Here is a 19,975-nt window from a genome sequence, read left to right as displayed (position 1 = left end):
GTCCTGCACGTCCTCGGGGAACTCAAACCGAGTGGCATGGAGCGAATGCTCGTCTCCGGAGCACAGGAGTTCGGAGCGGCGGGTGTCGACGGTCATGTCCTCGGTGTGGGTCAGCAGCATCCGTTCGGGAGCGCGATCCGGGACGCTGGCTACTCGGTGACCACCACTGACCGCGCATTGCACACAGCCGCTGGGCGCGAGGTACTGCGGCGCCTCCTCGCCGACGTCGAACCGGATGTCGTGCACATCCACACCGAGGGCCGGTACTTGCAGACAGTGCTCGCTATCCGGAGGCTGAACCGGAGACTGCCCGTCGTGAGGACCATCCACAACGTGTTCGACGCGCGCGGTCGATGGTTTGCACGTCGTGCCGTGCAGGCGATCGTCGCTGACCGGTTGATCAGCGCTCTGATCGCTCCGAGCCCTGACGTGGCAGCGAACGAGATGCGCTTCGGCCGTCGGCCCCAGGTGATCTACAACTGGGTGGAGGACCGGTTCTTCGACCTGGCGAGGCAGCGTGCCGAAGCGGTGGTGGCGCCCTCGGCCCCGATCGTCATCGTCGGGAACTGCTCGGGGATCAAGAACCACGAAGTGGCACTCGAGGCAGCGCTCCTCGGGAACCTCCGCGTTGCCCACATCGGTTCCGAAGACGATGCCGGGCCCGTCGAAGGGGAACTCCTCGAACGACTCGAGCGAGCAGGACTCCTCGTCGCTCGCGGGGTTGCTGATCCGGGAGCAGCGCTCGTCGCTGGGCGCGTGTTCGCGATGCCCAGCCGTCACGAGGGCATGCCTGTTGCGCTTGCTGAGGCGTTGGTCGTCGGCCTGCCCGCGATCGTTTCGGACGTTCCGGGGCTCCGGTGGGCCGTGGGGCAGAGTGGTGTCGTCGCACTCGCAGAACGGGAACCGGCGAAGTGGAGCGAACGTCTCCGAGCGGGAGCCGTGGCGAGTAGCGGTCCGACGATCGACTTCCATGCCGCCAGGGGAGTCGCCGAGTACACGGCGGTGTACCGAGCCACCATCACCAAACGACGAAGAAGGGTTGCCCCGTGATCCGAGGAGTGCTGACAGGCATCCGGCGGCGGCGGTGGTTCCGGTCGCTGCCGACGACCGTGTCGTGCGAGCGCGGCCTGCGCTTCGGCGCACGCGTCCGTCTCTGGGCGCCGACGTCGCTGACCATCGGCTCGGATGTCCATCTCGGGTCCGACGTCCGTGTCGAAGTCGACGGCAGCATCGGCGACGCGGTCCTCATCGCCAATCGGGCGGCCATCATCGGTCGACGCGATCACGACATGACTGTCGTGGGGGTCCCCATCACCGCGAGTCCTTGGGTGGGTGACACTCCGACCCTCAGCGCCGTCACGACGATCGGAAGTGACGTCTGGATCGGGTTCGGAGCGATCATCTTGTCCGGCGTCACGGTCGGGGACAGCTCCGTCATCGCGGCTGGCTCAGTCGTCACGCAGGACGTCCAGGCGAACACGGTCGTCGCCGGCAACCCGGCGAAGGTGCTCAGGCCTCGGTTCCGCGAAGGAGAACTGAGCGCCCACTGGGACGCATTGCGAGAGCAGGGTGTCCGGCTCGCCGTTGACAAGGCGGCGGGAGCACCCGATGTCTGAATCGTCGCCACGGATCTTCTACGTGCCGAACGAGTTCGGCGGTTTCCGCCAACTCGGCTTCCGTGATCCGCTGGAAGCGCTGGTCAGGGCCGGCCGCGTCGCTTCACTCGCGACCTTCAGCGTCCTGGACGCGATCCGCAACGGTGGAGACGCCGAGCGTCACCGTGAGGAGCTCGTGCGACGGGTGTCGGATTTCCGCCCGGACATCCTGTTCATGCAGCACCTCGGACACACCGGACTGCGTCGGCAGCACTTCGCGGCTCTGCGCGCAGCCTGTCCCGGCGATTTCATCTACCACGAGGCTGATCCCTACTCGAGGTACCTGCATCCGATCCCTCCCGAAGCGAAGGCGGCAGGCAGGGCCGCGGACGTCGTCTTCACCGTGGGGAGCAGCGGGTTCAGCGAGAACTTCCGCCGGGCGGGGAGCGCAGACGTCCGCTGGATCCCCTCGGCCTACGAACCGACGAGAAGCGCCAACTTCGACCGACCGATCCGGAAGGACCGTCCATTCGACGTCGTCATCGTCGCCAACCGGAATCGCCCTCGGCTCCGAGGTCTGCCCGACTGGCGGGAACGCATTCGATTCGTCGAGTTGATGCAGCAGCACTTCGGAGACCGGCTCGCGGTCTTCGGGAGAGGTTGGGACGGAACGACGGCCAAGGGGCCCGTGCCCTTCGAAGCGCAAGACGAGGCGATCACCTCAGGCTGGGTCAGCGCCAACTGGGACCACTTCGCGGGCGAAGCGTCCTACTTCTCGAACCGGCTGCCCATCTCGTTGGCTGCAGGGTCGATCCATGCGACGACCGATCACCCCGGGTACGACGAGATCTTCCCGGCGAGCAGCAGCCGATTCCTGTTGCGCGGACGGTCGCCGGAGGCCCTCATCGGTTCCATCGAGCGGGTGCTGGCCGAGACCACCAGGAATGATCGCCTCGACGCTATCGCCGCGGGCCGTCGCTTCGCTGACGAGTACTTTCGACAGGACGATCTCATGGTCCACATGCTGAACTGGCGCACCCGGTGGATCGACCCAGCGGACGCCCGCGCCGTCTGGGGCCGGACGACGGGAGGACGGCCGTGAGGATCGGACCGATCAGTACGCTCCCCCTTCGTGCTTCGCTTCGCATCGAGCGGGGCAAGAACGCCAAAGAGCTCCGCAGGAGGAGCGATGGCGGAACTGCGCCGGGGGCCTGGACACCTCCACGAAACCTGCTGGGACTCCGTGTGCGCATCGATCCGTACCCCGATCTCGGCCATCAGCTGTCGACGTGGATCGCGGGTTACCTCTGGTCCGCCGATCTCGGGGTGCCGTACCTCGGTGGGGAAGTGACGAAGGACACGAAAGGGCTCTTCGACCTGGCGCAGCTGACCGCTGCCGCACCGTCCGGGAAAGTGCGCGAGCATCGCCTCGCCGCGACTGGATTCGAGACCGACGACTGGTCGCTTCACGCTCTCCAGGAAACGACGAGCCGTGCAGCACCTCGTTCGAGCCGTCCGTGGATCGGGCGCCTGGCCTTGGACCAGCGTCGCTGGGACCAAACGCCGGCCGCAGAACCGCTCCGACGCGCAGTCCTCGGAGGCTACCTCGGCGATCAATTCCGCAGCCTCGAGTCGAACGCGGACTACATCGCTGTCCATGCTCGGCGCGGCGACATCGGTCCTCAGTCACATCCCGACCGCTGGATCGGTCTCGACTACTACCAAGGCCTGATCAACGAGATCAGGGGCGTGTCAGCTCTCAGCAGCATGCCGATCAGGCTCTTCACGTCGGGCGACGCTGCGGACCTGCGCGACCTGGAGCACGTCGGAGTGTCGATCAGCGACGGAGGCGAGCGCGATCAGGACTTCATCGAGATCGCGGCAGCTCGGGTGGTCGTAGCGGCACCGAGTTCCTTCGGTTTCCTCGCCGCGCTCGTGTCGCGGGCGCCCGTCATCGCCCGGACCCCCTGGTGGCACCATGTGCCCGACTCCGGCCGCTGGCTTGCCTACCAGGCTGACAAGGGCCTCGACACCACTCGTCTCGGCCGCCTGGTCGCGGGTGCCCCTTCGTGACGTCGCACGGGCGACGCCTCATGGCGGGGGCGTCATGGGTCTACGGGCTGCAACTCCTCACCGTCGTCGTGCAACTCGGCTACGCGGCCCTCACGTCGAGGCTCGCCGCTCCGGGCGTCTTCGGTGCGTACAGCGTTGCGCTTTCCATCGCGGCGCTCGTCAACCTCCTGGGTTCCGGTGGACTGTCGCAGACGGCCGCTCGTGCACCTGATGCGGAACGTTCGTCGACACGGCCCCTCGCGACCTACGCGCTGCTCCTCGGAGTGGCGGCGGCGCTCTTCACCCTGGTCACAGCCGATCTCTGGAGCGCATTCTGGGGCGCCCCGCAGGCCGCCGGCGCTGTTCGTCTCCTCGCCGTGAGCGCGCTGGTGATGCCGTTCCTCAGCTTGAGTACGGGCCTCCTGCGCCGCCAGGGCGCTTTTCGTGAGATGGCGATCGCCACCTTCTGTTCCAACGTCGCCGGGATGGTCGCGGGTGCCGGAGCCGTGCTCCTCTTCCGAAGCCCGGAGTCACTCGCCGTGTCGGCGATCATCGGACAGTGGGGGACGTTGCTCTGGGCGGCCACCCGGCTCCGCGGTGATCTCGTACCGGGCCGACTCGCCCTTCGGTCCGACAACGTCAGCTTCAGCACCAAACTGGTCGCGGTCTCGGTCTTCCAGTACATCTCCGGCAACGCCCCTCGATGGAGCGTCAGTCAGTTCGTCGGAGCAAGTGTGCTCGGGGCGTGGAATCGCGCTGACGTCCTCTCGACGATCCCGTTCTCGCAACTCCAGAACGCGTTGATGCAGGTGATCTACCCGGAATTCCGTCGTTACCAGATCGGCTCGTCAGCCGCGCGAGCCGCATGGCTCGACATGCTGAGCCTCGTTGCCTGGTTCACGTTGCCGTTGGGGGCCGTCATCGCTGGAGTGGGACCAGAACTCGTTCACGTGGCACTCGGGCCGGGGTGGGGACTCGCAGCTCAGATCCTTCCGCTGCTCGCCGTTCTCGGAGCTGTCCAGCCCTTGATGGTGCTCCTGGCCGGTGCGCTCGAATCGGCTGCGCTGTTCCGGTCCATCTGGATGTCCGAGGCCATCGCATTCGTCCTGAGCGCCGTCGGGGTGGCGATGGTCGCAGTCCACCAGCAGTACGTCTTCGCCCTCGTGGCGCTCATCGCAGCGATGGTCGGGAGGCACGTGGTCCACATCCTCGCGGCCCGGCGCGTCCGAGCGATCCGTCTCCGGCGACTCGTGCTCGGATATGCGCAGCCCGCCGCATTCGCGCTCGTGCTCTACTTCTCGCTCCTGGCGCTCCTGGCGCTCTTCCGCGACTCAGCAGTCTCAGTCGCAAACGTCGCCGGTGGGAGTGTCGGGCTCATCCTCCTTGCCGGGTGGGTCCTCGTTGCGCGTCGAGCTTTTCCACCACTGGAGATCCTTCGGCGCCGGGGGATCTTGGGGCGTCGCGGCGAGGCCACCTAGTGGGCCGCCGAAGCCCTGTTCGACGGCTGACCGAGCGTCACCCTCGTGCGGTAGATTCGGCCCCTCAGGAGACGGGTCGCGCTGTGGCGTGGACCGGGTTTCCCTCCACCATGAAGGGTCGACAGTGAAACCCATATTCCTCGTCTACACCTTCCAGGACGCGGAACACCTCCGGGAGCTCGTCGACGCCTTGTCGCCGCACGAAGTGATCGTCCATGTCGATGCAAAGGTCGACCTGCCGGCATTCACGCGCGCTGTTGCGGGCAGGTCCAACGTCCGAATGATCGAGGACAGGGTTCAGGTCAACTGGGGCGGCTACTCGCAAGTGCAGGCCATCCGGAAACTCGTGCAGCGAGGACTCGAATTCGCTGCCGACGATGACTACCTGATCCTGCTCTCTGGGTCCGACTATCCCCTTCGCGCAATGGACGAGCTGATCGCGCAGCTGGAGAGCCATCCGGGTCGGCAGTACCTCCGTGCTTTCGAGATATCGAAGAGCGAGCAGAAGTACCGCAGCCAGATCGACCGCCGTCATCACCGCGACCTGCGTCTCCTGTCGACCCGGACGAACAACAGGGTCCTCCGGAAGATCCGGAACGGATTCATACGGGTCATCGACGGCCCCTTGAGCATGCGGCGGGCTCCGCTCGTGCCTGACGGGCTGCGAGTCGGCCACGGTGGGACACATTTCGCGGTGACTGCGTCCTGCCTTCGCGAGATGGAGGCGCTGGTGACGCCGGAGGTCGAGCGTTACTTCGCGTCGATCTTCTGTCCTGAGGAGAAGTTCTACCATTCGTTGGTCATGCAGACGCGGTTCGCGTCGGCGACCCCAGCGGGTGGCTTCGAGGACTACGTCGGGCCAGGGAACTGGCGGTACGCCAATCTGCATCTGATCGATCCGACTCTCATCCGGGTGTTCACTGCGGAGGATTGGCCACTGGTTGCTTCCAACGACGCGTTCTTCATCCGCAAGATCGTGTCGGGCCCGAGTACGGCTCTGCGAGACAGAATCAAGGCGGAGCGGCTCTGAGCCGCGCGTTCACATCGACAACGTGAAGTAGAGGACCAAGTTGCGCAAGAAGGCCTTGATCACAGGCATCACCGGACAGGACGGGTCATACCTGGCCGAGCTGCTGCTCCGGAAGGGGTACGAGGTGCACGGACTCATCCGTCGCGCCTCGACGTTCAACACGTCGCGGATCGACCACCTGTACGTGGACCCGCACAACCCCGACGCCAAGCTGTTCCTGCACTACGGCGACCTCGGCGACGGAGCGCGACTCGTCAGTCTCCTCAGTGAGCTGAAGCCCGACGAGGTCTACAACCTCGCCGCGCAGTCACACGTGCGGGTCTCGTTCGACGAGCCGGAGCACACCGGCGACGTGACCGGTGTGGGCACGATGCGCATGCTCGAGGCCGTCCGCGTGTCCGGCATCCACACGCGCTTCTACCAGGCGTCGTCATCCGAGATGTTCGGTGCCACCCCGCCACCGCAGAACGAGGAGACGCCGTTCTGGCCGCGTTCTCCGTACGGCGCGGCGAAGGTCTACAGCTACTGGGTGACCCGGAACTACCGCGAGGCCTACGGGATGTTCGCGGTCAACGGCATCCTCTTCAACCACGAGTCGCCGCGTCGTGGTGAGACGTTCGTCACCCGGAAGATCACCCGCGCGGTCGCTCGGATCAAGGCCGGCCTCGAGGACCACGTGTACCTCGGCAACCTCGACTCGGTGCGCGACTGGGGCTACGCAGCCGAGTACGTCGAGGGCATGTGGCGGATGCTGCAGGTCGACGAGCCGGACGACTTCGTCCTCGCGACCGGCGGGGACTTCACCGTCAAGGACTTCCTGACCACCGCGTTCTCGCACGCAGGGTTGAACTGGGAAGACCACGTGCGGTTCGACGAGCGCTACCTGCGGCCCAGCGAGGTGGACGCGCTCGTCGGCGACGCCTCGAAGGCCAAGGAGAAGCTCGGCTGGGAAGCGACGGTCGACACCGCCGAGCTGGCGAGGATCATGGTCGACGCCGACATCTCCGCCCTCGAGCACGAGGGCCGTCCCTGGATCGACACCGTCCGTCTCGAGAGCTGGGGTTCCTGATGACCACGACCGACTTCGCCCCCGGTCCGATCGATCGAGCTGACCGCGTCTACGTCGCGGGACACCGCGGCCTGGTGGGCTCGGCGGTCTGGCGCAAGCTCGAGTCGGAGGGCTTCACGGACCTGGTCGGGCGGACCTCGTCCGAGCTCGACCTCAAGGACCGCGGCGCCGTCTTCGCCTTCTTCACGGAGCAGCAGCCGAAGCACGTCGTGCTCGCCGCCGCCAAGGTGGGCGGGATCATGGCGAACAACACGTACCCGCACGACTTCCTGAGCGAGAACCTGCAGATCCAGGTCAACGTGATGGACGCCGCTGTGGAGCACGGTGTCGAGCGGCTCGTGTTCCTCGGCTCGTCGTGCATCTACCCGAAGATGGCCGAGCAGCCGATCCACGAGGACGCGTTGCTCACGGGTCACCTCGAGCCGACGAACGACGCGTACGCCATCGCCAAGATCGCGGGCATCCTGCAGGTGCAGGCCGTTCGCCGGCAGTTCGGCCGTCCGTGGATCTCCGCCATGCCGACCAACCTCTATGGTCCCGGCGACAACTTCTCGCCGACCGGTTCCCACGTCTTGCCGGCACTCATCCGTCGGTACGACGAAGCGGCTCGCAGCGGCGCACGGACCGTCGAGAACTGGGGGACCGGTTCGCCCCGTCGCGAGTTCCTGCACGTCGACGACATGGCAGCTGCCGTCTTCCACCTCATGGAGCACTACGACGGCCCGGATCAGGTCAACGTGGGCACCGGGTCGGACGTCACGATCAAGGAGATCGCCGAGACGATCGGCAAGATCGTCGGGTTCGAGGGCGAGACGGTCTGGGACACGACGAAGCCGGACGGGACCCCGCAGAAGCTGCTCGACGTGTCGAAGCTGGCGGACGCCGGTTGGACGGCGCAGATCGGCCTCGAGGACGGGCTCCGCTCCACCATCGACTGGTACCGGGAACACGCGGACTCCGTCCGTCAGTGACGGGTGTGGGACGCACGGAACCGTAGGATCGCCTCATGTCCGACCAGCCCGAGTCGCGACGCACTGCAGTACGCCGGGGGTCCAGGGCCCGGATCGTCCTGTGGGTCGTCCTCGCCCTTGTCCTGCTGCTGATCCTCGCCGTCGCGTGGGTGGGCGTCCGCGGCGTACTCGCCAAGGGGCACCTGGAGCGGGCCGTCGCCGACGTCGACACCCTCCGGTCACAACTGACCGGTGGTGACACCGGGGCCGCGCAGAAGACCGCGAGGCACCTCGAGGACGAAGCCGCGTCGGCTCGGTCACTGACCGGCGATCCGGTGTGGGGCGCGGCGCAGTCCGTGCCGTTCTTCGGGACTAACCTGCGGGCCGTGCGGGACGTGTCGGTGATCGTCGACGACGTGGCCAGTGACGCCGTCAGTCCGGTCGCCGGGGTCCTCGGGAAGCTCGGTTCGGACTCGTTCGCGCCGAAGGACGGCAAGATCGATCTCCAGCCGATCGAGGACGCGCAGCCCGCGGTCGACAAGGCCACGAAGACCCTCGAGCAGGCGCGTTCCGACGCGGCGCGGATCGACACCAGTGGGACCCTCTCGCCGGTCACCACCGCCGTGGGGCAGCTGCGGAACGCGCTGTCGTCGGCGTCCGAGCAGGCGGTCGCAGCGAACCGCATCGTGCAGCTCGCGCCGGCCATGCTCGGGCACGACGGGCAGCGGCGGTATCTGCTGCTCTTCCAGAACAACGCCGAACTGCGAGCCGGGGGAGGTATCCCCGGTGCGGTGGCGGCGCTCGACGCGAAGGACGGTTCGCTCCGTCTGTCAGCCCAGGCCTCGAGCGGGGACTTCGGGCCCTACGACCAACCAGTCCTGCCACTGGCGGCCGACACGCGCGGGCTCTACGGGGAGATCACCGGGGAGTACATGCAGGACGTCACCCTCACGCCACGCTTCGACGTGTCGGCGAAGCTCGCGCGGGAGATGTGGAAGCAGAAGTTCGGCCAGCAGGTGGACGGTGTGCTCGCCATGGACCCGGTGACGCTCAGTTTCATCCTCAAGGCGACCGGCCCCGTGCAGCTGCCGACCGGAGACACTCTGACCGCCGACAACGCGGTGCAGCTGCTGCTCAGCGACGTCTACGCCAAGTACCCGGACCCGACAGTGCAGGACGCCTTCTTCGCGTCCGCCGCCAGCGCGGTGTTCGCCAAGGTCTCGTCGGGCGGGTTCGACGCGAAGGCCTTCGTGTCGGCGCTGACGCAGAGCTCGGACGAGGGGCGACTGCGACTGTGGAGCGCCGACGAAGCCGAGCAGCGCCGCATCAGCGGGACTCCGGTCTCCGGCGAGCTGCCGACGGCGAGCGTCGACTCGAACCAGTTCGCCGTCTACCTGAACGACGGAACCGGCGCGAAGATGGACTACTACCTCGACAAGAGCGTCTCGGTCGGCAGTTCGGTGTGCCGGAAGGACGGCCGCCCGACGTCCGTCGTCGAGATCACCCTGAAGAACACGGCTCCAGCCGATGCCGCGACCAGGCTGCCGCGGTACGTCACCGGCGGTGGGGACTTCGGCGTCGAACCGGGCAAGATCAAGACCCTGCTTGCCGCGTACGCGCCGCGGGACGCGATCTTCCTCGGCGCCACGAAGGACGGCAAGACCACTCCGGTGCAGACAGCGACCGACGGCGGTCACCCGGTGGCCCAGCTGCAGACGCTGCTCGCACCGGGCGAGAGCTTGACCTACCGCGTGGCCTTCCTCGGTGAGGCGCAGTTCGCGAAGTCGCCCGTGCAGGCGACCTCCACGCCTGGCGTCCGTCAGACCAAGACGGAGCCGCTCACGTTCGACTGCGAGCAGCCGCTCGCCGCAGGGTGACGCCGGAACCTCCACAATGCGAACCGGATCGCGCCCCCACTCCGGGGGGCAGCAGGCAAACCTGTCCGAGGCCAAAGGCTCTTGACCTGACGCACAGCCGGCTCCATCGCCGCGATTGAGCGGCTCTCATCTGGGGTTTCCGATTCCGAGGGTCAGGGCTGGCCGGAGACGGTGCTTCGTGGCGGGACGGTCACGGTGGTGAACACACGTCGACCAATGACCAAAATCCACGCGATCTGGTACCAAGCTGTGAAAGTCCGCTAGATTGAGACAACTTCGCCATAACAACCGCCATTTCCATGGCTGGGGTCAACCACCGGCGGACAGCGGGCTCTGGGTGTCAGGGTCTGGATATTCAGATCTTTAGGGGAACCATTCATGAAGAAGCTCATCGCAGCGGTGGTGCTGGCTGGCGCCGCACTGCTCGCCACCCCGGCCGTCGCCAACGCCGCCGGTTACACGCCTGACTCCGACGTCTCCGTCTCCGGCACCGCCGTGGCCGGTGGCACCGCTTCCGTGAACTTCACGGCCGGCGCCTTCCAGGACAACGAGACCGTCAACGTCCAGGTCACCGGTGCCGGTGCGGTCACGCTCGGCGCGCTGCCGACCACGACCGTCTCGAAGACCTACACGGCCGCCTCGGATGGCTCGCTCGACGTCAACGTCACGTTCCCCCAGGGTGCCTCGGGCACCTACAACCTGACCGCCACCGGCGCCACCTCGGGCGTCGTCGGCTTCGCGGCCTTCACCGTCGCCCCGGCTGACGCTGCTGCCGTGCCGGTCGCCGGTGCTGGCGACGGCACCGACGGCACGCTGGCCTTCACGGGTTCGACCGTCTCCGCCCTGGCCCTGTGGGTCGCCGGCGGCGCAGTCGTCCTCGGTGGTGGCCTCCTGCTGGTCCGCGGCTCCGTCCGCCGCCAGCGCGAGTCCGTCTGAGTCTCGACGAACTGAACGAAGCCCCCGGAGCATCTGCTCCGGGGGCTTCGTCGTGCTCGGCGTCCGCCCGCCAGATCTGACGTCAGGCAGCGGGCGGGGTCGGCCGGTCCCACACTGCGGCGTACCGGTCACGCACCAGCGGCCAGACTTCCGTCAGGGCGTCGTCCATCGAGCGAACGCGCTCGCTCAGCGGCGGGAAGAGCACGAACTCGTGGGGGATCGGACGACCGGCACGATCGCGCCGACCCTCGGGGTCGGTGAACCGCAGGGCCGCGGACCCGTCCTGGTGTCGAAGGACCTCGGCCGCGTCACCCACGCCGTCGAACGCCTCGTCGTAGGCCCGGAGCGGGTCGTCCCCGCTCCCGTCGGGCATCAGGAAACGGAAGCCCCAGGTCCGGCCACGCGTGGCCCAGATCAACGTCACGCGTCGCCCCGACGGAGGATACGTTGCGCGACACCCCGGTCGAGGTCGTCGGCGAAGCGTTCGAGCACGGCGGTCACGAAGTCCGCCTCGGCCGTCGTCTCCTTCTTCAGCTTGGCCACGCGCGCGGCAGCGAACTTCGTTCCGCGTCGACCGGCCTCGCCCGCGACGAGCCCGACCAGGGCACCGACCGGTCCGGGGAGCTTGAGGCGCTTGCTCCCGAGGAACCCCAGGACCGGCCCGGCGAACCGCAGGAGCTGTTCGGCGACGGCGACGGCGCGCTGCTTGTTCGTGGCCCACTTGGCGAACCGCTCGAAGGGGAGCATGGCGGTGATCGGCATGAGCAGGTCGACCCCGGTGCGTGTCCCGACGTCGATCCTGCCGGGCTCGAAGCGCGCCGACGACAACAGGAGGAAGTCCTCACCGACGTCGAGCGCGTCCGGGTCCTCGACGTAGCTCCGCAGGACCGACCGCAGTTCCTCGAGCTCCCCGCCCGCCTTGCCGAGCACCAGCTCGCGGAACCGCTCGACGTCGACGTCCGGCAGCAGGTCGGACTTCGACAGCCCGATCGCCCAGATCCGCGGGAACCGGGCGAGTCGTCGCCCGCCGTTCAGCACGTCGTCGCGGAGCTCGGACAGCCCGGTGTGGAAGTCCGTCAGCAACGCCTTCAGGTACCGTTCCTCCTCGCCCGGGTGCTCCGCCACGCGCTGTCCGTCCACCATCAGGATCGCCACGTCGGCGCTGAGCAGCGAACGGAACGTCTCGACCCGCCGCTCCGCCTCCTCCGCGGAGCTCGGGTCCTGCTCGAACCACTCGCCGGGGTAGTCGTGCCACACGACCCGGAGCGTCTTCGCGGCCTTCGGCTTCCCCCGGACCTTCGACTTCGACGTCGCATCGGCAGTCGGTTCGATCGTGAACGCGTACTCGGTCGACGCGAAGCGGTTCGCCGTCGGGGCCGACGCTGAATCGCGCATGCCGAGGTAGTTCTGGTGCAGCTTCCGACCCTGCGCCTTGTCCACGGCTCGGACGGCGTACCCCTTGGTTCGGCGGAAGCGCGGTTCCTGTGCGCCGCCGTAGAACGACGACAGCAGCACGGTCTTCCCGCTGCCGCTCCCTCCGAACACGGCGACGTGTTGCTCCAACGGATCCGTCTGTGTGCTCATGCGGTGAACGGTAGTCACCGTCGGCGATGAGCCGCACGGCTGAGCAGCAGCACCCCCACCACCGCTCCGAGGAGCGCACCCACGCCGTTCGCGACGACGTCGTCGATGGTCGCGGTGCGGGCGGGCAGGAACAGCGCTTGGCCGGTCTCGATGCACGCGCTGACGACGAGCCCCGCGGCGATGGCGGCCCACCACCACCTGGCGCCGGCGAGCAGCACGACGAGCAGGCCGAGCGGTACGAAGTAGGCCACGTTCGCCAGCGACTCGACGGTGGCGTAGTCGATGCGCTGTGGCAGGCCGTGTCGATGCGCGGCTGCGAGGGTGCGGGTGAGCCACGGGCCTCCTGCAGCGTCGACGGGGGAGCCCCAGAACCCGACGAGTACCAGGGCGACGCCGTAGGCGATCGCCAGCCCCGTCGCGAACCGACGGCTGCGCCAGGTGGCCGGAGCGCGGTCGTCGACGCGGGGCTTGTCGGAGGTCACGTGCCGACGCTAGCGAGTCGCGCCTCCAGGCAGGTGTCCGCACCATCTCGTCCCCTGATCGCGGCGATCCGGAAAACGAGTACCCCGATCCTGGCGCTGTACCCCGGAAGTGCGTCACACCACCCCGGAAATCCGGGGCAGCCCGATGAAGGGCATTGACGGAACCCGTGAATCCACGGGCCTCGCTGGCGATCCCCTCGGCGCTTCTCGTAGCGTTCTCGTGTCAGCAGATGTACCCCGGATCGTGAAGGAGAGCGACATGAGCATCACCGTGAACAACGCGACGCAGGCCGAGGTCACCCTCGACACCGACACCGTGGACACCATCGCGATCCTCGAAGCCGACGCAGCGCTCTCGTCGCGTCCGAAGCGGGCCAAGGTCACCTGGGTGCAGGAAGACCAGGGCGAGTGGATCGCCGGCTACGGCGGGTACTTCGGCGGCAGCGTCGACAAGCGTGACGACCGGTACGTCGCCTCCGACACCTTCGGGCTCGTCGTCGGCGAGTTCGCCTCCCTCGAAGAGGCGCAGACGAAGCTCGAGGACCAGCTGCACGTGATGCTCCCGCCGGTCATCCGGCCGGTCGAGTGACGACAGCTCCCACCAGGACCACCGGCGTCGACCGCGACGCCCGCACCACCCGGAACCACCGGCACCACCCAGTACGCAGCACAGCACGAAGGAGCAGCACCATGAGCACGACCGTCGCCCACCGCCAGCAGGCCGAGGTGACCCTGGACACCCAGACGATCGAGGTCATCGCCGAGATCGAGGCCGAGGTCCTGGCTCCCGTGCAGGCAGCCCCCGTCCGGATCTCGTGGGCGCAGGCTGACACCGGTCTGTGGGTCGCGAACTACGGCGGCTACTACGGCGGCACCGTCGACCGGCAGGGCACCCACTTCTTCGTCGCCGACACGTTCGGCGAGTACGTCGGGGACTTCCGCTCCCTCGACGAAGCCAAGTCGCGGCTGGCCGAGCGTCTGCACGTGCTGCTGCCGGACGTGATCCGTCCGACCGCCTGATCCACTGCTGATCGCTCGCTGATCCTCGAACCCCCGCCGGCATGCCGGCGGGGGTTCGTCGTGTGCGCACGAGGTGGCGCGCCGCTGTTCCGGCCGTACCCCCAGAACGAGTGGTCCCCCCGATTGGGGACCGGAATTGTCCCCGATGCGACTCGGGGAACTGCCAGGATCAACCTGGCGCCGTCCACCGTTCTCCCTGATCCTCCGGCCGGTTCGGCGCCCGCATCGTCTCGACCCGAAAGTGATCATGCAGCGTACGAACCCGGGCACCGCTGTGCCCACCGACGGTCCCGACCGTCCTGCCGGCACCCGTCGACCCGGCCTGCGCGCCGTCGCCGTGCTCGGAGCCGCACTCCTGGTGGGCACCGGTCTCACCGCGACCTCGGCCGTCGTCGCGGCTGCGCCGGCCTCGGCGGTCAGCGCCACCAAGGACGGCGCCCTGGTCTGCACCCCGCAGGAGACGCTCTACGCGATCGACGGCACCGGCAAGGTCGTCGCGGTCGACATCAGCACGGGAGCCTCGCGGGGCACGACCGCCGACGTCACCAACCTCGGCACCGGCGCGAACAACGGTCTCGGCATCTCGCGCGAGGGTGTCTCGATGTTCGCGGCGTCGAACAACCAGACCGCGACCCTGCGGCAGTTCGACCCGAAGACCGGCGTCGCGTCGGCCCCGGTCGCGACGGAGTCCGTCCGCTCGGTGATCCGTGGCGCGGTGAACCCGGTGACGGGCATCTACTACTACGGCTCGAACAAGGGCTGGCTCGGGGCGTACGGCCCGAAGAGCGGCAAGTACCTGGGGCAGGTCGGCCAGATCGACGGCCTGAAGGACGGCAACGGCGACTTCGCGTTCAGCTCGCGCGGCCTGTTCTTCGTCGTCGCGTCGGACACCGTGTACCGGGTGAACACCGACGCCGTGCCCACGGCCTCGGGCACGACCGCGATGACCACCAGTGCGATCGCCACCCTGCCCGCCGGCACGAACAGCCCCGGCATCGCGTTCTCGTCCGACGGCTACCTCTACGTCTCCAACACCCCGACGAACAGCACCGTCACGACGATCTACCAGCTCGACCCGACCTCGGGCAAGGAGGTCCGCAACTTCCGGATCGCCGGCGACTTCGCCGCGTCCGACCTGGCGAGCTGCAACTACGCCGACACCGTGACCGGTGCCGCGAGCGTCGACCAGCGCTGGAACAGCGGCGACCAGTTCGCCCTGGCCATCAGCGGTGGCGGCATCGACACCACCAAGCCGGGCAGCGCCGGCACGACCAGCGGATCCGCGACCGGCGTGCAGGCGCAGAAGGCCGGCGCCGTCCTGACGACGCCGAACAAGGACTACACGGTCAAGCAGACCGCCGCGGGCACCACCGACCTGGCGAACTACGACACCACGTGGAAGGCGGTCGACCAGACCACCGGCACGACCGTCGCCAGCGGCACCGGCACCACGGGGACCTTCACGTTCCCGGCAGCCACCACCGCGGACGGCACGGACGTCCTGGTCACCTTCACGAACACGCTGAAGGCCACGCACGTCACCACCAGCAGCGACACCGCCACGACCCCCACAGGCACGGCGCTGTCAGTGCCGGCTGCCTCGGGTGTGCTCGCGAACGACCAGGGGACCGGCCTGTCCGTGGTCTCGAACACCACGCCGACGCACGGCACCGCCACGGTCGCCGCCGACGGCTCGTACACGTACACGCCGGCCGGCGGGTTCTCCGGCTCGGACACGTTCCAGTACACGGCGAAGGACTCGTCGGGGCAGACCTCGACCAGCACCGTGACCGTCACCGTCGCACCGAAGGGCTCCGACGATGCGTACAGCGTGCACGCGGGCACCGTGCTCAAGGTGGACGCAGCGGACGGCGTCCTGACGAACGACCGTGGGTCGGACCTGACGCTGACCGGCCACGGCCAGCCGTCGAACGGTCTGGTGAAGATCGCCGCCGACGGTTCGTTCTCCTACGGCGCCGAGAAGGGGTACTCCGGCCCGGACTCGTTCACGTACACCGCGAAGGACGGCTCCGGCGCGACCGTCACCGCGACGGTGCGGCTCACCGTGCTGCCCACCGCGACGGCCGATGCCGTCACCGCGACGGCCGGGGCCACGGCGACCGGCAACGTGCTGGCGAACGACCTGGGCACCGGCCTGACGGTCACCGGCAACCGCACCCCCGCCCACGGCTCGGCGACGGTGCGTCCGGACGGCTCGTACTCGTACACCCCGTCGGCCGGATTCTCCGGCACGGACTCGTTCACGTACACGGTGACCGACGGCAGCGGCGGGACCGAAACCGTCACCGTCACCGTGCAGGTCGCCCCGGCCGCACAGGACGACACCGTCAAGGTCGCCGCGGGCGGCACGGCCACCGCCGGCACCCGCGCGACGGGCGTGCTCGGCAACGACTCCGGCGCCGGGCTCACCGTGGCGTCGAACACGACCCCCTCCCACGGTGCGCTGACGCTCGACGGGGCCACCGGCACGTTCACGTACACGCCGGCCGAGGGGTACTCCGGCCCCGACGCGTTCACGTACACGGCGGTCGACGGCTCCGGTTCGCCGAGCACCGCGACCGTCACCATCACCGTGAACCCGACGATCGGTGCCGACACCGCGTCGACGAACGCCCGTACCCCGGTGACGATCGACGTGCAGGGCAACGACCGAGGGTCCGACCTCGGCACCACGATCGCGACCGGTCCGACGCACGGCACCGCCGTGGTCGCCACCGACGGCGCGATCGAGTACACGCCGACCGCCGGGTTCTCCGGCACCGACTCGTTCACCTACACGGTGACCGACGGCAGCGGTGTCACCACCGGTGCGGCGACCGTCACGATCACGGTGCGGCCCGTCGCGACCGGTGACACGGTCTCGACCAAGGCCGGCGAGGCGCTGTCCATCGCTCCGGCCGCGCTGACCGGCAACGACCAGGGCGCCGGGCTCACCCTGACCGGCGTCACCGCCGGCAGCGGCACCGGCGCCGACGGCACCGGCACCGGCACCGACGGCACCGGCACCGGCACCGACGGCAGCACGGGCACCGGCACCGTCGTGCTGGACCAGGCCACCGGCCGGGTCGTCTACACGCCGGCGTCCGGCTTCTCCGGCACCGACACCTTCACCTACACGGTCACCGACGCCGCAGGCCGCTCCACCACCGGCACGGTCACGGTCGTCGTCGGCCCCCGCGCCACGGCCGACACCGCCACCGCGACGGCCGGCTCGACGCTGACCGTCGCGAAGGGCGACGGCGTGCTCGCGAACGACCGGGGCACCGGCCTGACCGCGGCCGTCGACCAGCAGCCCGCACACGGCACGGTCGAGCTCGCCGCGAACGGCTCGTACACGTACACGCCGAAGGACGGCTTCTCGGGCACGGCCACCTTCACCTACACGGCGACGGACCCCTCCGGCCGCACCACCACCGGCACCGTCACCGTCACGGTCCGCCCCGGCACGGAGCCCGACACCATCACGGTCGCGGCGGGTGGCAGCACCACGGTCACCTCCGGCGCCCTGACGGGCAACGACCACGGCACCGGCCTGACCGTCGTGTCCGTCTCCGGCGGGAAGAACGGCACCGCCACCCGCAACGACGACGGCACGATCACGTACACGCCGAAGGACGGCTTCTCCGGCACGGACACCGTCACGTACACGGTGACGGACCCGTCGGGGAACACGAACACCGGCACCGTGACGGTCACCGTCACCCCGGTCGCCGGCGGCGGATCGACGTCCGCCGAGGCCGACGCCACCACCACCGTGCCGGCCGGCACCGGACTGCTCGACGGCGCGAAGGGCACCGACCTGGCGGTCACCGACCACACCAAGCCCGGGCACGGTGACGTGGAGGTCGGCAAGGACGGGTCGTACACGTACAAGCCCGAGCCGGGCTACTCCGGCCCGGACGGGTTCGACTACACGGTCACCGACGGCTCCGGCACGCCCGCCACGGGCACCGTGACGATCGTCGTCGCCCCGAAGGCCGCCGCGGACACCGCGACGACGAGCGCCGCGACCCCGGTCGACGTCGCCGTCACCGGCAACGACTCGGGTACGAAGCTGGCCGTCACCGCGGTGTCGCAGCCCGGCCACGGCACCGCCACGATCACCGGCGGCGCGACGGGCGGCAGCACGACCACCCCCGGCAACGTCACGTTCACGCCCGCCGAGGGGTTCTCCGGCACGGACACGTTCACCTACACGGTGACCGACCCGACCGGTGGTACCGCGACGGCGACCGTCACCGTGACCGTCACGCCGACCGCGGTCGCCGACGCCCTGCGCACCGCGGCGAACACCGCGCTGCCGATCAGCGGCGCGACCCTGACCGGCAACGACCACGGCACCGGCCTCGCCGTCACCGCGCACGGCCGCGCCGAGCACGGCACCGTGATCGAGGGCACCGAACCCGGCTCGCTCGTCTTCACGCCGGAGAAGGGCTTCTCCGGTGCCGACACGTTCGAGTACACGGTGACCGACGGCGCCGGACGGACCTCGACCGCGACGGTCACGGTCGTCGTCGGTGTCGCCGCCGTCGACCACTGGCGCACCATGTCGACGAACCGCTCGATGCGCATGTCCGCCGACAGGGGCGTCCTGGTCGGCGACTCCGGCCGTGGGCTGTGGGCGGCGATGGAGACGAAGCCGCTGCACGGCGCGCTGGCGCTCGAGAAGGACGGCTCGTACGTCTACGAGCCGACGTCGAACTGGTCGGGACGTGACTGGTTCACCTACTCGGCCAACGACAGCGCCGGCACCGCGGCGTTCGCGCTCGTCGTGATCGACGTCACCCCGGCCGCGAAGGACGACAGGGCGACGACCACGGCCGGCACGACCGTCCGGGTCGCCGGCCACGGTGTGCTCGGCAACGACCACGGTGACGCCCTGACGGTCGTCGCGGTGGGTCAGGCGCGTCACGGCACGGCCTCCATCGCCGCCGACGGCACGTTCGTCTACACCCCGGCGACGGGCTTCTCGGGCACCGACACCGTCACGTACCGTGCGCAGGACTCGATGGAGCAGCAGGTCGACGCCACCGTCACGATCACGGTCGGCATCGCCGCAGCGGACGACTCCGGGCACACCGTGTCCGGCACACCCGTCACCCGTGACGCCCGCCACGGCCTGCTCGCCGACGACCAGGGCACCGGCCTCACCGCCGCCCCGGCCCGGAAGCCCGCCCACGGCACCGTCGCCATCCAACGGAACGGCGCGTACGTCTACACCCCGGCCGCCGGCTTCACCGGCACGGACACCTTCACCTACACGGTGACGGACGCCTCGGGGCAGCGGGCCACCGCCACCGCGACCATGACCGTGGTCGCCGCGGCGGTCGCCACCGACGACTCCGCCACCGGGATCGTCGGACACCGGGTCGTCGTGGATCCGCTCGACAACGACTCCGCCACCGGCGGCGCCACGTTCGAGTCGGGCACGCTGCACCTGCTCCACCCCGAGTCCGGCACACCGACCGACCGCGTGGTCGTCGCCGACCAGGGCACGTGGACCATCCGCGACGGCCGTGTCGTCTTCACCCCGCAGGAAGGCTTCACCGGAACCACCTTCGTCGGTTACATGATCACCGACAGTGCGGGTCAGACGGTCACCGCGACCATCACCGTCACGTTCCCGACCGGGCTCGCCGCGATCGTCCACGGCGCCGAACTCGCCTTCACGGGCGTGACCGGGCTGGTCGGCCTCGGGCTCGCGGCACTCGCGCTCATGTTGGCGGGTGTGCTCCTGGTGACCCGACGACGGATCGCGGTCCGCGCCGCGCCGGGCATCCGCCGCAGCGCACGTCCGTAACAGGGCACCGGACTGGAGGCCCGGATCGCCGCAGCAGACCCGCTGCGGTGATCCGGGCCTCCCGTCTGCGAGCGGGGCGCG

16 protein-coding genes are annotated in these 19,975 nt (G+C 69.0%); 13 read left to right on the top strand and 3 right to left on the bottom strand.

The annotated features are described in order from the left end of the window. Positions 1–36 precede the first annotated feature (36 nt). The 10 genes from KK097_RS04710 (at position 37) to KK097_RS04665 (ending at position 10,987) form a co-directional block, all read left to right on the top strand. Positions 37–1,050 carry a glycosyltransferase gene (locus tag KK097_RS04710; protein ID WP_214543869.1) on the top strand — a complete coding sequence of 338 codons (1,014 nt, stop codon included), beginning with the start codon at positions 37–39 and terminating at the stop codon, positions 1,048–1,050. After that, a complete protein-coding gene (locus KK097_RS18350) occupies positions 1,047–1,616 on the top strand; it encodes an acyltransferase (RefSeq protein ID WP_307858333.1) in 570 nt (189 codons plus the stop codon). Before KK097_RS04710 ends, KK097_RS18350 begins: the two co-directional genes overlap by 4 nt. Before the next feature lie 22 nt (positions 1,617–1,638). Beyond that, the gene (locus KK097_RS04700; protein WP_214543868.1) at positions 1,639–2,697 is read left to right on the top strand and encodes a CgeB family protein; all 1,059 of its coding nucleotides are present in this window, start codon (positions 1,639–1,641) and stop codon (positions 2,695–2,697) included. A 143-nt stretch (positions 2,698–2,840) separates the two neighbouring features. Continuing rightward, entirely contained in the window at positions 2,841–3,668 is an 828-nt protein-coding gene (locus KK097_RS04695) for an O-fucosyltransferase family protein (RefSeq protein ID WP_214543867.1), read from the top strand. Beyond that, positions 3,665–5,125 carry an oligosaccharide flippase family protein gene (locus KK097_RS04690; RefSeq protein ID WP_214543866.1) on the top strand — a complete coding sequence of 487 codons (1,461 nt, stop codon included), beginning with the start codon at positions 3,665–3,667 and terminating at the stop codon, positions 5,123–5,125. The genes KK097_RS04695 and KK097_RS04690 overlap by 4 nt, the downstream gene beginning before the upstream one ends. Positions 5,126–5,249: 124 nt before the next feature. After that, the gene (locus KK097_RS04685) at positions 5,250–6,155 is read left to right on the top strand and encodes a beta-1,6-N-acetylglucosaminyltransferase (protein WP_214528886.1); all 906 of its coding nucleotides are present in this window, start codon (positions 5,250–5,252) and stop codon (positions 6,153–6,155) included. A 40-nt stretch (positions 6,156–6,195) separates the two neighbouring features. Further along, entirely contained in the window at positions 6,196–7,224 is a 1,029-nt protein-coding gene (gene gmd / locus KK097_RS04680) for a GDP-mannose 4,6-dehydratase (protein WP_214528887.1), read from the top strand. Continuing rightward, a complete protein-coding gene (locus KK097_RS04675; protein ID WP_214543865.1) occupies positions 7,224–8,195 on the top strand; it encodes a GDP-L-fucose synthase family protein in 972 nt (323 codons plus the stop codon). The genes gmd and KK097_RS04675 overlap by 1 nt, the downstream gene beginning before the upstream one ends. A 35-nt stretch (positions 8,196–8,230) precedes the next feature. Further along, complete coding sequence (locus tag KK097_RS04670) at positions 8,231–10,051, top strand: DUF4012 domain-containing protein (RefSeq protein ID WP_214528889.1); 1,821 nt, start codon at positions 8,231–8,233, stop codon at positions 10,049–10,051. A 378-nt stretch (positions 10,052–10,429) separates the two neighbouring features. Then, the gene (locus tag KK097_RS04665) at positions 10,430–10,987 is read left to right on the top strand and encodes a hypothetical protein (protein WP_214528890.1); all 558 of its coding nucleotides are present in this window, start codon (positions 10,430–10,432) and stop codon (positions 10,985–10,987) included. Positions 10,988–11,069: 82 nt separating this feature from the next. Here the strand turns inward: KK097_RS04665 and KK097_RS04660 are convergent, their stop codons facing one another. Genes KK097_RS04660 through KK097_RS18580 form a run of 3 tightly spaced genes read right to left on the bottom strand, consistent with a single transcriptional unit; the run spans position 11,070 to position 13,053 of the window. Beyond that, on the bottom strand, positions 11,070–11,360 hold the full coding sequence (locus KK097_RS04660) for a hypothetical protein (protein WP_250892802.1): 291 nt from the start codon (positions 11,358–11,360) through the stop codon (positions 11,070–11,072). 47 nt (positions 11,361–11,407) lie between these two features. Further along, complete coding sequence (locus KK097_RS04655) at positions 11,408–12,571, bottom strand: ATP/GTP-binding protein (RefSeq protein ID WP_214543864.1); 1,164 nt, start codon at positions 12,569–12,571, stop codon at positions 11,408–11,410. 14 nt (positions 12,572–12,585) lie between these two features. Next, positions 12,586–13,053: a VanZ family protein gene (locus tag KK097_RS18580; protein ID WP_214543863.1), complete on the bottom strand. Its 468-nt coding sequence runs from the start codon at positions 13,051–13,053 to the stop codon at positions 12,586–12,588. A gap of 259 nt (positions 13,054–13,312) precedes the next feature. Here KK097_RS18580 and KK097_RS04645 point away from each other — a divergent pair, with 259 nt between their 5' ends. The 3 genes from KK097_RS04645 (at position 13,313) to KK097_RS04635 (ending at position 19,894) form a co-directional block, all read left to right on the top strand. Next, positions 13,313–13,642: a hypothetical protein gene (locus KK097_RS04645; protein ID WP_110892017.1), complete on the top strand. Its 330-nt coding sequence runs from the start codon at positions 13,313–13,315 to the stop codon at positions 13,640–13,642. A gap of 101 nt (positions 13,643–13,743) precedes the next feature. Then, the gene (locus KK097_RS04640) at positions 13,744–14,073 is read left to right on the top strand and encodes a hypothetical protein (RefSeq protein ID WP_250896448.1); all 330 of its coding nucleotides are present in this window, start codon (positions 13,744–13,746) and stop codon (positions 14,071–14,073) included. A gap of 247 nt (positions 14,074–14,320) precedes the next feature. Further along, positions 14,321–19,894, top strand: a complete 5,574-nt coding sequence (locus KK097_RS04635) for an Ig-like domain-containing protein (protein ID WP_214543862.1) — start codon at positions 14,321–14,323, stop codon at positions 19,892–19,894. The last annotated feature ends 81 nt before the right edge of the window (positions 19,895–19,975 follow it).

Source organism: Curtobacterium flaccumfaciens (assembly GCF_018598405.1).
Taxonomy (GTDB): domain Bacteria; phylum Actinomycetota; class Actinomycetes; order Actinomycetales; family Microbacteriaceae; genus Curtobacterium; species Curtobacterium aurantiacum.
This window is presented reverse-complemented; position numbering and strand designations above follow the sequence as displayed.